Genomic DNA, 14,175 nt, shown 5'->3' on the forward strand with positions numbered 1-14,175 from the left:
ATTCAAGTAAGTAAGATTATTTCTTTTTGTATAGCTTATCTTTGAAAAGATCCTCACAATTCAAACATACGAGGGTTTAGAACCCTGAAAGGGTTGAAGCAACAAAAAAACCCGCTCCTTTTTGGAAACAGGTTTTTCAGGTACTTCTCCTATCCCATAACTCCTCTCCAAAAGCTTTTTTCGAAGTGCACTTCCTTTTTTAACGAATAAGAAATACGAGTTAATTTTTTTAAAGAAAAGCAGGTTTCGTAACTATTTTAACATTAAATTAGTAAAATCTGCTGAAGCTCGTTTCTGCAACAATCGAATGCTTTCCTGAATCATTTCCTGGTCATAGGAAAGTCATTCAAAGATCATTTTAGCATGTTTAAATTAAGCCATTCGTGGAGGGCGAAAACTTTTTCTGTCGGTCTTTTATTCTTATCCCTTTTCGGTACTTTCCAGAATATCCGGAGCCAGGTTCTCAAAAATGAGACGCGAATAACAATTGATAACAAGAACAGGAAGAAAACAGTGAAGACTGTTTCCATCCAGATCAATAACAAATCTGAGAATTCCCTGGCCCATGTTGAGATCAGACATAGTCCTTTACAGGATTTTTCCTTTGGGCATGCCAGGATAATTGATTTTCAGGGAAACACGTTGAGGAAGATTAGGAAGAAAGATCTTACCACCCGAAATGACTTATCCTATGCTGCTTTCTACCAGGACGATTTAATTACCGAATTTGATCTTTACTGGCATCAGTATCCATACACCATAGAATATTCTTATACTATTGAAGAAAGAGAATTTATTTACCTGTCGTGGTGGACGCCGGTTTTATTTTCTTCTGTTCCGACGCTGAAAGGATCTTTAGAGGTTAATGTTCCATTAGATTATAAGATCAATGTTAGTCAAACGGATGATGTTGTATTCACTGAAGCGGTTATCGCTGACAGGAAAATTCTCCAATGGAATGCAGCTTTTGATGGGGATGTAGAGAATGAAATCTTTTCCCCTCCTGTACAGGAGTCTATACCTGTAGTTCGGGTTGTGCCGGAAAATCTGAATTACGGAGTACCCGGCAGTACCGAATCGTGGTCAACCTTTGGATCCTGGTTAAATGAACTTAATGAAGGAACAGATCTACTCCCTCTTAGGGAAAAACACGTGATCAAACGATTGATAAAAGACAGCAAAGATCAGGAAGAGATCGTGAGGAGACTATATCATTATCTTCAGGATCATACGAGATACATCAACGTGGCCATAGATGTTGGAGGACTCAAGAGTTACCCTGCAGATTATGTCTGTACAAATAAGTATGGTGACTGTAAGGCCCTCACAACCTATATGAAGTCTATGCTCAAAAGTGTAGGAATTAAATCATACTACACTGTTATTAATGCCGGTAAAAATGAAGCGCGGATCAATACCGATTTACCGGGACAGCAGTTCAACCATGTGATCCTTGCTGTACCACTTCAAAAGGATACCATCTGGCTTGAAAATACCTCCGGCTCTCTGCCTTTCAATTACCTTGGAACCTTTACCCAAGACCGCTATGCTCTGGCTGTTGGTGACGAAAAGAGCGAGTTAATAACAACTCCCGAACTAAAGCTTCCGGATGTCCTTGTGGAAAGAGACTACAAATACCTTTTGGATGAAAAAAAGGTTTGGCAGAGCCAGGTTACCCTGATCCTTCGGGGAGATGCATTTGAAGATTTTCGCCATGCCCTGTTAAAACAGGATAAAGAAGATAAGCTGGTGCAGGTAAACAAGAGCTTGGGAGTGAGGGGCTTTGAGGTCAGGGAATGGAGCTTAATGGACTTCCATAGGGATAGTAGTAGCGTTAAAATTCAGGTTTCAGGTTTACCACCTAATCCCGTCCGGGAAATAGGTAGCATGAAAATTATTAATCCTCTAAAAATCTCAATTCCCGATTTTGAGGATCCGGATAAAAGGACTTTGGAGGTAAGAGTCAGATACCCTATTAACAGAACGGACAAAACAGAATATCACCTGCCGTTTGAGGCTAAGGACGTCCAAATTCCCGAGGGTATTACCCTGAAAGGTGACTATGGGGAATATTCGGTCAGCTTTCATAGGGAGAACAATTCGATCATAACACGGGAAAAATTCACCTTACTAAAGAAGATCATAGCCATTGAAGAATACCCGCAATTTTATTCTTTTCTGCAATCCATAATAAACTACAAGAAAACAACAGCAATTCTAATACAATGAAAATTTTTCTACTTGCCCTCAGCCTTTTTATAGGCGTTCAGGCTCTATCTCAGAAAAAGGAAATAGAGTTTGGAAAAGTTACAAACCAGGAACTGGAAATGACCGGATATGATAAAGACAAAGAAGCAAAAGCGGTGGTCCTTTATGACAAGGGGAAATCGATATTCTTCGATACAGAAAGAGGATATGACATTCGTTTTACCCGTCATAAAAGAATAAAGATCTTTGACAAGAGTGAATCTCAGCACGCAGAGATTTCTATCCCTTATTTTGTAGATGGATATGGAAAGACAGAAATAGTGAAGTCTATTGAAGCCATCACTCACAACTATGAAAATGGAAGACTGGTCCAGAAAAGCCTTGATCCTTCAACTGTTTACGAGGAGCAGATCAATGACCGCTGGTTTAACAAGAAGTTTGTTTTCCCGGACGTCCAAAATGGATCGGTTCTCGAATTCAGGTACGTCCTGGAGACACCATTTCACTTCAATCTTCCAGACTGGACATTCCAGGATAAAATTCCAACCATTTACAGCGAATATGAAGCCAGTATGATCCCGTTTTATGAATATATCTTCAGAGTACAGGGTATTAAAAAATTTGACTACCAAACCTCGATAGTTTCTAAAGTTGACAGGACCTGGGGTAATGTCGCGAAGTCCTATGGCTCAAACGTGGGAAGGGGAATAGAATTTCAGGATTATGTACATACCTACGTCCTAAAGGATGTTCCTGCATTTAAAGATGAATCCTATATCTCATCCGTAAATGATTATGTTATAAAAATGGACTTTCAGCTGGCAAAATTTCACAGTCCTACAGGAAGTACTTCCGAAGTTATTTCAACCTGGCCCGAATTAAACAAGGCTCTACTTAAACACGATGATTTTGGTAAATATTTAAAAAAGAGTTCCCGGCAGGCAAAGAAAATCCTGAAGGAGGAGTTGAACTTGGCCAATCTTGAGGAAACCGACAAGGCGGCAAAAATTATTGAATATGTAAAGGGTAATTTTAAATGGAATGGCAATAATTCGAAGTATGCATCCAGGTCGGTCAATGACTTCTGGAAAGAAAGGGTTGGAAATGCAGCTGATATTAATCTACTACTCGTAGCTTTATTACAGGAAGCCGGGATTGAAGCCGAACCAGTTATACTGAGCAGCCGGAATAATGGAAAGTTGCACATAGGTTATCCATTTGACCACTATACTAATTATGTAATTGCTCTGGTCAAAACTTCCAGTTCATTCTTAGCAGATGCGACAGAAGACGATCTGCCTTTTAACATGCTTCCTCCCAGATGCTTTAATGAAACAGGCCTTGTAGTATCCAAGGCAGATGAACCTCAGTGGATCAAATTGGAATATAAAAAGCCTTCTTTAGAGAAGCAGGTTATCACTCTTACTGTTGATCCCTCAACTTTGGATACACAAGCTGTAGTCTTTATTCAGAGTACCGAATATGATTCTTACTTGAACAGAACCAGGTTTGGTGATGATACCTTAAAGATCAAGGAATATTTTACTGATAAAATAGGGGATATAGATGTTGTAAGGACGCTGGGATTCGAAAACAAATCCTCCTCTTATTCGATGAACTTTAAGGGTAGATCTGAAACTGAGAAGATCAATAAAAATGTGGTAGTCAAGCCATTTTTAAATCTGCCGATATCTACAAACCATTTAAAGCAGAAGGTGAGAAGCTATCCGGTGGATTTCATTTATCCATGGGAGGAGCAGTTTGAATCTATTGTACAACTGCCGGAGGGCTATGTGGTGCCCGTTCTTCCCAGACCATATAAAATGGATAATGAACTTGCCGAAATTAACCTAAACTACAGTTATTCTGAAGGAGCAATTGTGGCAAAAGGGAATTACAAATTTAAAAAACCGGTCTATGCTGCGAATGAATACTCCCGTGTGAAATATTACCTTGATGAAATCGTAAGGCACTTCAACCAGCCGGTGGTGCTGGAACCAAAGAAAAAGGAAACTTCAGGCGAAGGTTAAAATTTCTTCAGGAACGACCTATGGAAACAAAAAACCCGCTCCTTTATGGAAGCGGGTTTTTCTATTTTATTTCTAAAGGAATTATCCTAGAGCAACTCTTTCAAAAGCTACAACCTTGAGGTTGGCATCTTCAGACTTTACATATTCAGCAACAGACATTTTGCTGTCTTTGATGAAATCCTGGTTAACAAGAGTGTTGTCTTTAAAGAAACGCTTGATCTTACCTTTTGCAATATTGTCCAGCATTGCCTCAGGCTTCCCTTCCTGTCTAAGTTGGTCTTTAGCGATCTCAACTTCTTTATCGATCACAGATTGATCAACACCTTCTTCATTAAGAGCAACAGGGTTCATAGCAGCTGCCTGCATAGAAACGTTCTTTGCAACTTCTTCGGCATTATCAGTCTTTCCTGAAAGTCCTGTAAGAACAGCGATCTTATTACCGGCGTGGATGTAAGATCCTACGAATGGAGCCTCAAGTGTTCTAAAGTCACCGATCTCGATCTTCTCACCAATTACTCCGGTTTGCTCGGTAAGTTTCTCCTGTACAGAGATCCCTTTATAGTCTTTAGCAAGTAGCTCTTCCTTGGAATTTACTTCCAAAGCAAGCTCTGCAAGATCCTGGGCGAACTGCACGAAAGAATCGTTCTTAGCTACGAAGTCTGTCTCACAGTTAAGGGAAACGATAACTCCTCTGGTGTTGTCAGCATTCACAGTTGCGATCACAGCTCCTTCAGAAGATTCTCTGTCGGCACGGTTTGCTGCAACTTTTTGCCCTTTCTTACGAAGGATCTCGATAGCTTTATCGTAGTCTCCTTCAGCTTCAACAAGTGCCTTTTTACAATCCATCATACCGGCACCGGTAGCTTTTCTCAATTTATTTACTTCTGCGGCGGTTATATTAGCCATAGTCTTAAATGTTTTTTATTAAAAGAATAAGTCGTTTAGCTGAATTCTGATGAAAGCAACCAAACGACTCATAGATTAATTATATGAACTTCTATTCTTCTTCGTCGTTGGACTTTGCATCGGCTAAAGTCTCTTTCTTAGACTTTAGTTTTACATCTTCCTGAGCTTCTTTCATATCTTTTTGATCTTGTGGATCTTTAGATACAGCTTCGGCTTCTAATCTTGGCTTTCTTGCCTTAGGAGCTTTTTTTGCCGGCTTGTCTTCTGAAGCGTCTTCTTCTTTACCTTCTTTTCCTGAAGCTTTTCTTTCTGAAAGTCCTTCAACAATAGAGTCAGCAACATAAGAAACAACTTTACTGATTGATTTTGAAGCATCATCGTTTGCAGGAATCACATAATCCACATCTCTTGGATCTGAATTGGTATCGACCATTGCAAAAATTGGAATGTTTAATTTTTGAGCTTCTTTAACCGCGATGTGTTCACGAGTGATGTCTACTACGAATAAGGCACCAGGAAGGCGGCTCATATCTGCAATAGAACCTAAGTTTTTATCCAACTTAGCTCTTAAACGATCTACTTGTAAACGTTCTTTCTTAGAAAGGGTGTTGAAAGTACCGTCTTTCTTCATTCTATCGATAGAAGCCATTTTCTTAACAGCTTTACGAATAGTAACGAAGTTAGTCAACATACCACCAGGCCATCTTTCTGTGATGTAAGGCATGTTAGCTTTTTCGGCTTGTTCAGCAACGATTTCTTTTGCTTGTTTTTTGGTAGCTACGAAGAGTATTTTTCTACCGCTGGCTGCGATCTTGCTAAGAGCCTCACCGGCTTCCTGCATTTTAGCAGCACTTTTATAAAGGTTGATGATGTGAATCCCGTTGCGCTCCATGTATATGTAAGGCGCCATGTTTGGATTCCATCTTCTTGTGAGGTGACCAAAGTGTACACCTGCATCAAGTAATTCTTTTACTTCTACTTTGTTTGCCATTTTTGTAATAGTTTACGTTCTGTTGAGATAGCAACAATCAGGTGGCGATATGATATCAGGCCCTGACCGTTTAGATGCTAAACTAACCACCGGCACTTCGACTAGCTCAGTGTATATTCCGGAGTAACAACAAAAATCTTATGATTTAAATGAACTTTTTGGTGCTTTACACACCAAACAATATTAACGTTTAGAGAACTGGAATTTCTTACGAGCTTTCTTCTGACCGAATTTCTTACGCTCAACCATTCTTGGGTCTCTTGTAAGTAGTCCTTCCGGCTTAAGAGTGCTTCTGTTCTCAGCATCCAACTCTACCATAGCTCTGGAAAGGGCAAGGCGAATAGCTTCTGCCTGTCCTGTGATCCCACCACCATAAACGTTTACTTTGATGTCAAAGTTCTCGTTGTTTCCGGTCATGTTAAGAGGCTGTCGTACTTTGTACTGAAGCGTGCTTGTAGAGAAGTAATCCTTAACGTCTTTTTTGTTTACAGTGATGTTTCCGCTTCCTGTTGAAACGTACACACGTGCAACTGCCGTTTTTCTACGGCCAATTTTGTGAATAACTTCCATTACTTAAGATCGTTTAAGTTAATAGTTTTTGGCTTTTGCGCCTGAACGTCATGCTCAGATCCTGCAAAAACTCTTAGGTTACGGAAAAGATCTGCTCCAAGTTTGTTCTTTGGTAGCATTCCTTTTACTGCATTTTCAACAAGTCTCTCGGGACCTTTAGTGAATAATTCCGTTGCAGTTAAACTTCTTTGACCCCCAGGATAGCCGGTGTGGCGAATGTACTCTTTAGAGTCCCATTTCTTTCCTGTTAAGTTGATCTTCTCGGCATTGATAACAACTACGTTATCACCACAATCAACGTGTGGGGTGAAATTAGCTTTGTACTTTCCTCTTAGTAGCTTTGCTACTACAGAAGAAAGGCGGCCAAGGGCCTGTCCTTCAGCATCCACAACAACCCACTCCTTATTTACAGTGGCTTTGTTGGCAGAAACCGTTTTGTAGCTTAATGTGTCCACACTAATTAAATTTACTTTATAATTAAACATTCCATTCCCTGCATAAAACAGGGGTGCAAATGTACAATTATAAATTTATAATTCAAATGCCGTAAATATTAATTTCTTTTGCCTGAAGTTTCTGATTTTCAGGTAGCTCCAAACTCCTCTTTTTTGAGGGCTTTCAGGCTTCACAAATCCTTCAAGAATCCGGGTTGGGATTTTCTTTTTGAATAATTCTTTAAAGACCTCCCTTGACGATTTCATTTCTGTAATTTTGCCGCTCCAAAAAGATCAAATTATACATTTCTTCTTTTTTACTGTCACAAAGTACATTTTATACAGTCTTTATAGAAATTTCACTAACCATGCTAGCCAGGAAGATCTTCTATTTACTCTTTTTTATTTTTTCATTTAATTCAGCTTTTCCACAGGCAAACACAGAGCCCGACGTAAAGCTTCCCTTTGCTACCCGTACTTACACAACCCAGTCTGTAGCAGGAAAGGAAACCATTAAAATAGATGGGGTTATAGATGAAGAAACCTGGGAAGCGGTGGATTGGACCTCCGACTTTGTTGAGTTCGAACCAGATAATAATACTCCTCCCAGTTACCAGACTAAGATGAAGATCGTTTACGACGAGAAGTATCTATATGTAGCCTTTAGATGTTATGAGCCGAATCCCGAGAAAATAGTACGGCGTATGGGCAGGCGGGATGACTTTCCCGGAGATTGGGTGGAGCTCAATATCGACAGTTATAATGATGATCGCACTGCTTTTTCTTTCACCATATCTGCCAGTGGCGTAAAAGGAGATGAATTTGTTTCCAACAATGGTAATTTCGATCCCAGCTGGAATCCTATCTGGTACACGAAAACCAATATCGATTCCGAGGGGTGGACTGCAGAAGTGAAGATTCCTCTTAGCCAATTGCGCTTCAGCGCGGAAGAAGAACAGGTTTGGGGTATTCAATCAACCCGGCGATATTTCAATAACGAAGAAAGGTCTACCTGGCAACCGGTGCCGGCAAATCCGGCGGGTTGGGTCAGTTCTTTCGGGGTTTTGAAAGGATTAAAGGGAATAGAGCCTCAAAAGCAGCTGGAAATTCAGCCATACTCGGTAGGTAGAGTGTCCTCTTATGAAGCTGAGGCGGGTAATCCCTTCAGGACAGGAAGTGATGGTGAATTTGCTGCAGGATTGGATGCTAAAATTGGGGTGACCAATGACCTTACTGTAGATCTGACAATAAATCCTGATTTTGGACAGGTAGATGCCGATCCGGGTGCAGTTGCGCTTGATGGATTCGAGATCTTCTTTGAAGAGCGTAGGCCCTTTTTTGTTGAGAACAAGAGTGTGTTCGATTTTCGCTTCGCCAATGGACAGGACAACCTGTTCTTTTCCCGCCGTATTGGTCGTACCCCACAGGGATCAGCTTTCGGTCCTAATGTAGCCTATGTTGACCAGCCGGTCAATACGACGATATTAGGAGCTGCTAAATTCAGTGGGAAAACAGAGAACGGTTGGACCCTTGGATTATTGGAATCTGTAACCTCCAGAGAATTTGCTGCAGTTTTAAATGAAGATGGAAGCGAAGATGAGATTCTGGTTGAACCGCTTACCAACTATGTGGTAGGGAGGGTACAAAAAGATATGAACGATCGCAACAGCTATATAGGAGGAATGCTTACCGCTACTCATAGAAACCTGGAGGGGAATTTGAACTTTTTGCATGCCCAGGCTTACAGTGGCGGGTTGGATTTTAAGCACTCGTGGAAAGAAAGGACTTATTATTTAGAAGGTAATGCTGTGGTGAGTAATGTAAGGGGGAGTGAAGAGGCTATTTTAAATACTCAAACTTCCCTGGTGCATCTTTTTCAACGTGCAGATGCCGGTCATGTGGAGGTTGATCCCGGCAGGACTTCTCTAACAGGGACAGGTGGTAAACTGGAGTTTGGAAAAGAGGGTGGTGGAAACTGGCGTTATAATGTTGGCGGAAAATGGCTTTCTCCTGAGTTGGAGATCAATGATATTGGTTATTTACGGCAGGCAGATGATATTCGCCAGTATGTAAACGTGAGGCGACTGTTTAACAAGCCGACAAGCTTTTTCAGAAAAGCCATGGTTGGAATGGAGCAAATGACTTCCTTTGATTTTGATGGTAACCATAACCGCACCCATTATGAACTGCAGGGATTCATTAATTATAAGAATAACTGGTGGAGTGAAGGAGGAGCCGCCCATAAACCAAGAATATTCATAAACACATTTTTAAGAGGTGGTCCCCGCTGGAGATTCAATGAGGAGAACTATTTCTTTATTTTCTCCGGAAGCGATCAAAGAAAGAAACTTTCCTCCAGGTTTGGCTGGGTTCATTCCGAAGCTACTCAGAACAATTTCAGTCTGGACAGATTTCAGGCCGGCCTCCGTTATCAGCCTCTGAATTCCTTGAGCCTGTCACTGGATCTATCCTATGAAACAAATCCAAACAAGACCCAATACGTAGCTGAACGTTCCTTTAATAATAATGCCCGGTACATCTTGGGAGCAATAGACCAGGAAACACTTAGCGCCACTTTACGATTGAACTATAATATCAATCCCAATCTTACCATACAATATTATGGACAGCCCTATATCTTCAAGGCAGATTATTCCAACCTTAATTATGTCGTGGATGCTACAGCCGCCGATCTTGACCAGAGGGTGGCATGGTACGGTGAAGGACAGATCGCTTTTGAAGAGGGAGTTTATAAAATAGACGAGAATAGAGATAATATTATAGACTACACTGTAAGCAACCCCGATTTTGCCTTTGTGCAGTACCGTTCAAACCTGGTGGCAAGATGGGAGTATATTCCCGGCTCTGAGATCTTCTTCGTTTGGTCGCAGGGCATTACCGGTCTTGGGGATGTAAACAATGATTTTAGTGGGATTGTGGACAATCAGTTATTAAGACAGAAACCGCAAAATACCTTTTTAATAAAAGCGACTTATCGTTTGATCCTATAGAGAATTTCTGAAAAATAGAATTGGCTATTTTTCCCTCCTTTGAAGTGTAGAATCTCTTTTTCAGAATCATCTTTTTAATTCAAAATGGGAGCGGCAAGGATCATAGTGAAATCCTGCATCTCATTTAATTTCATCGATTAAAGGCAAGAAATGTACGATTAGTGGTAAAATTCACTGTTAAAGAATTATTAAAATCGACTTTTTTCCTTCTATCTTTGCTTCTGAAAATGAAGCATCTGGATATGAAAAAAAGTTTTACCCGATTTGTCCTTACCGGTGTAGCCGGAATTTTACTTTCTGCCTGTTCCGCGGAAAAATATAGTGAAATTGATAGTGCCTCCCTTAATGCCACAACAACCACTGCGTCTTCTCAGGAGATTGTAAGCTCCGACCTTGTTGGCACATGGAACATGTTTTCCATGACGTCAATGGAAACAATGGTAGATTTTAATTTGGATGGCACCTATACAAATGACCTTCTTGAAGAAACGGATTGTTTTGATCCCATGTATTTCATCTTTATGAATAATGGCATCGTGGATACCAGGCAGTCGAGGTTGTTCTTCGATTCTGTAAAAGGTGATTTTACCTGTTACACCACCGGAGATTACACAGCCACTTATTCCGTAAGTGGAGATATCCTTACTGTTACTTTTACCATTGACGGAGTAGAGTACACCGAAACCAAAACTATTTCAATCTTCAGTGAAAACGGAAATGATTTTCTAAAGGTCACCCTCACCAAAGAGGAAACTAATGCAGCTGTCTATGTTGCCGATGATCCCGGAAACACAGTTGCTTCCGAAATTCAAAAAATTGAAATGGTTTATATCAAAGCATAATAATTTTTGCCCCCCTTAATACCAACGACCCCCGAAGATATCTTCGGGGGTCATTTATATTCTACCGTCTACAGATTACCGCCTTCAGACTACCTAGTGTGCCTCCAGCCAGTTCTCGCCAACTCCGAGCTCCACTTCCAGCGGCACATCTATTTTAAAGGCATTTTCCATTTCGTGCTTCACCATTTTCTGAATGTCCTGTAACTCCGGGCGGTAAACGTCAAAGACCAATTCATCATGTACCTGAAGGAGCATTTTGGTTCTGTAGTTGCCTTCCTGCAGTTTCCTGTGAATGTTGATCATAGCCAGCTTGATAATATCGGCAGCACTTCCCTGGATTGGTGCGTTAACGGCGTTTCTTTCGGCAGCACCCCGCACAACCTGATTTTGGGAGTTGATATCTTTTAAATATCTCCTTCTGCCCAGCACCGTTTGCACATATCCATGCTCCCTTGCAAAATCGATCTGTTCACTAATGAAATTTCGCAGTTTCGGGTAGGTCTTATAATAGGTATCAATAAGTTCTTTAGCCTCCCCTCGGGAAAGATTAGTTTGATTGCTCAACCCAAAGGCCGAAACTCCATATACAATTCCAAAATTCACCGTTTTGGCGTTGCTTCTCTGTTCCCGGGTTACCTGTTCAATAGGTACGTTGAAAACTTTTGCTGCGGTAGAGGCGTGGATATCCTGGTTTTGCTGAAAGGCAGAGACCATATTATCTTCTTCACTCAAGGATGCTATGATGCGCAGCTCGATCTGGGAATAATCGGCAGCCAGGAGAATGTGATCTGCATCTCGCGGTACAAAGGCTTGCCTTACCTGTCTTCCTCTTTCGGTACGGATTGGGATATTCTGGAGGTTTGGATTGGTTGAACTCAGTCTTCCGGTAGCGGCAACTGTTTGTACATAATCTGTGTGTACCCTCCCGGTAGTTTCATCCACCTGCAATGGTAAGGCATCTATATAGGTATTTTTCAGCTTTACAAGTCCGCGGTAATCCAGTACCTGCTGTACGATCTTGTGCTGGGGTGCCAGGGCAGAAAGTATTTCCTCCCCGGTCGAATACTGGCCGGATTTCGTCTTTTTTGGCTTGTCTACTAAATTCAGCTTTTCAAAAAGAATAATTCCGAGTTGCTTAGGAGACCCAATATTGAACTCTTCTCCTGCAGTCTCAAAAATGTCATTTTCGAGCTGCTTTATATCCTTATCCATTTCTTCTGAAAGGCTGGAGAGAAAATCCTTATCCAGCTTGATGCCTTCCAGTTCCATATCGGCCAGTACTTTTACCAGCGGGATCTCAATCTCGTTGAAAAGTTTTTCTGTATTCGCTTCTTTAAGTTCGGGAGTGAAATGCTGCTTAAGCTGAAGGATAACATCGGAATCTTCTACGCTGAATTCTGTTTGTTTTTCCAGCGGGATCTCGCGCATAGACTTCTGGTTCTTACCTTTTCCTAACAGTTCTTCCACAAAAACAGGAGTGTAGTTGAGGTAGGTCTCAGAAAGCACATCTAAACTGTGACGCATATCGGGATTGATAAGATAATGTGCGATCATAGTGTCGAAGAGCGGACCTTTGAACATGATGTTGTATTTGGCCAGTACTTTTATGTCATACTTAAGATTTTGCCCCACTTTCTCAATGTTCTCAGCTTCGAAGAAAGGCCGCAGTTTCTCCATGGTTTCCTGGGCTGCCGTACGATTTTCGGGAACAGGTACATAAAATCCTTTCCCGGCCTCCCAGGAAAAAGCTATTCCTATTATTTCTGCAGCAAATGGATTCAGCCCTGTGGTAGTAAATTCAAAACAAACACATTTTTGCTTCATCAAATTCTGAAGAAAGAGGTCGGTAGCCATTCCTGTAGCAACGCTTTGATAAACATGCGGTACGTCCTTAATGGTTTTTCTTCCTGAAAATTTTTCGACTCCTTCTGAAGCTTCAGCTCCAAAAAGTGAAAATTGACCTGCTCCTGCCGGCTGCGCCTGTGCCTTTGCCGTGGGAGTGCTGGTCACCTGAGTAGGACGTGCAGTTTTGTCACCAGAGAACAGTTTTAAAAATTGCTCCTTTAGACGACGGAATTCCAATTCCTCAAAGATCTCCTGCACTTTTTCTGCATCGGGCACAGAGAGTTCATAGTCTTCGGCATGGAACTTCACATCACAATCGGTCATAATAGCTGCCAACTGCTTAGATACCATTCCCTGTTCGGCGTGAGCTTCCACTTTTTCCCGCATCTTTCCCTTTAGCTTGTCGGTGTTGGCAAGGAGATTTTCCATGCTTCCAAACTCCTTCAGGAATTTTTTAGCGGTTTTTTCACCCACTCCGGGTAAACCCGGGATATTGTCTACCGCATCTCCCATCATTCCGAGGAAATCGATCACCTGCTCGGGCCGTTCTACGGCAAACTTTTTCTGTACTTCGGGGATTCCCCATATTTCAATACCGTTACCCATTCGGGCAGGTCGGTACATGAAGATATTTTCAGAAACCAGCTGCGCAAAATCTTTATCTGGGGTAACCATGAAAACTTTATAACCCTCTTTTTCGGCTTGTTTGGCAAGGGTGCCAATAATATCGTCGGCTTCACAACCCGGAAGCACAACACAAGGAATGTGCATCGCCTTGAGGATTTCCTGGATGTAAGGAATGGCTTTTAGTATAGGTTCGGGAGTCGCATCCCGGTGTGCTTTATACGCTTCAAATAATTCGGTACGTGCAACACTTCCTTCTTTGTCAAAACACACTGCCAAATGATCTGGCCGCTCTCTTCTTATCACATCAAAAAGAGAGTTCATGAACCCCATGATGGCCGAGGTGTCAAGTCCTTTTGAATTTACAATAGGATTGTTGATAAAGGCGTAGTAGCCTCTAAAGATGAGTGCATAAGCGTCTAAAAGGAATAAGCGTTTTTGTTCGGGCATGGATAATTTTTTAAGAAGGCTAAAATTACGAAACTTCTATTACACAGGAGATTTTTGATTTTAGATGTGGGAAATTAATGCGCCAAAATACTAACACCAAGCATCAAGCACCGGGTACCAATTAAAAATATTTACCCGCCGAAGAATTTCCGTTAAGGTGGGCCATACTGTAAAACTAATTTTGGAAATGTGCTGGTTAGAAGAATTCAGGATGTTTGGTGACTAATAAATCCCAATTATAAGTCCAAAATTAATTTTTCATTA

General features: G+C 41.3%; 9 protein-coding genes. 4 read left to right on the forward strand and 5 right to left on the reverse strand.

Going from position 1 to position 14,175, the window contains the following annotated elements; all coding sequences use genetic code 11:
• Window positions 1-363 precede the first annotated feature (363 nt).
• Window positions 364-2,229: a DUF3858 domain-containing protein gene (locus VR862_RS09580; RefSeq protein ID WP_324720744.1), complete on the forward strand. Its 1,866-nt coding sequence runs from the start codon at window positions 364-366 to the stop codon at window positions 2,227-2,229.
• Window positions 2,226-4,238 carry a transglutaminase family protein gene (locus tag VR862_RS09585; RefSeq protein WP_324720745.1) on the forward strand — a complete coding sequence of 671 codons (2,013 nt, stop codon included), beginning with the start codon at window positions 2,226-2,228 and terminating at the stop codon, window positions 4,236-4,238. Before VR862_RS09580 ends, VR862_RS09585 begins: the two co-directional genes overlap by 4 nt.
• Window positions 4,239-4,319: 81 nt before the next feature.
• On the opposite strand, the gene tsf is transcribed toward VR862_RS09585, so the two are convergent.
• The 4 genes from tsf to rplM all read right to left on the reverse strand — a co-directional run bounded on the left by tsf (window position 4,320) and on the right by rplM (window position 7,160).
• Window positions 4,320-5,144 (reverse strand): translation elongation factor Ts, encoded by an 825-nt coding sequence (gene tsf, locus VR862_RS09590; RefSeq protein ID WP_324720746.1) that lies wholly within the window; start codon window positions 5,142-5,144, stop codon window positions 4,320-4,322.
• Between the two features lie 91 nt (window positions 5,145-5,235).
• A complete protein-coding gene (rpsB, locus tag VR862_RS09595) occupies window positions 5,236-6,135 on the reverse strand; it encodes a 30S ribosomal protein S2 (protein ID WP_324720747.1) in 900 nt (299 codons plus the stop codon).
• A gap of 183 nt (window positions 6,136-6,318) precedes the next feature.
• Window positions 6,319-6,705, reverse strand: coding sequence for a 30S ribosomal protein S9 (gene rpsI / locus VR862_RS09600; protein WP_324720748.1), 387 nt, complete (start codon window positions 6,703-6,705; stop codon window positions 6,319-6,321).
• On the reverse strand, window positions 6,705-7,160 hold the full coding sequence (rplM, locus tag VR862_RS09605) for a 50S ribosomal protein L13 (RefSeq protein ID WP_266067999.1): 456 nt from the start codon (window positions 7,158-7,160) through the stop codon (window positions 6,705-6,707). The genes rpsI and rplM overlap by 1 nt, the downstream gene beginning before the upstream one ends.
• Window positions 7,161-7,507: 347 nt before the next feature.
• Between rplM and VR862_RS09610 the strand changes: the two genes are divergently transcribed.
• Both VR862_RS09610 and VR862_RS09615 read left to right on the forward strand, forming a co-directional pair.
• Window positions 7,508-10,150, forward strand: coding sequence for a DUF5916 domain-containing protein (locus tag VR862_RS09610; protein WP_324720749.1), 2,643 nt, complete (start codon window positions 7,508-7,510; stop codon window positions 10,148-10,150).
• A gap of 242 nt (window positions 10,151-10,392) precedes the next feature.
• Window positions 10,393-10,992: a lipocalin family protein gene (locus tag VR862_RS09615; protein WP_324720750.1), complete on the forward strand. Its 600-nt coding sequence runs from the start codon at window positions 10,393-10,395 to the stop codon at window positions 10,990-10,992.
• Window positions 10,993-11,085: 93 nt separating this feature from the next.
• Here the strand turns inward: VR862_RS09615 and polA are convergent, their stop codons facing one another.
• Window positions 11,086-13,911, reverse strand: a complete 2,826-nt coding sequence (gene polA, locus VR862_RS09620; protein WP_324720751.1) for a DNA polymerase I — start codon at window positions 13,909-13,911, stop codon at window positions 11,086-11,088.
• Window positions 13,912-14,175: the final 264 nt, after the last annotated feature.

Origin of the sequence: Salinimicrobium aquimaris (genome assembly GCF_035607535.1) — a bacterium.
In the GTDB taxonomy this organism is placed as follows: domain Bacteria; phylum Bacteroidota; class Bacteroidia; order Flavobacteriales; family Flavobacteriaceae; genus Salinimicrobium.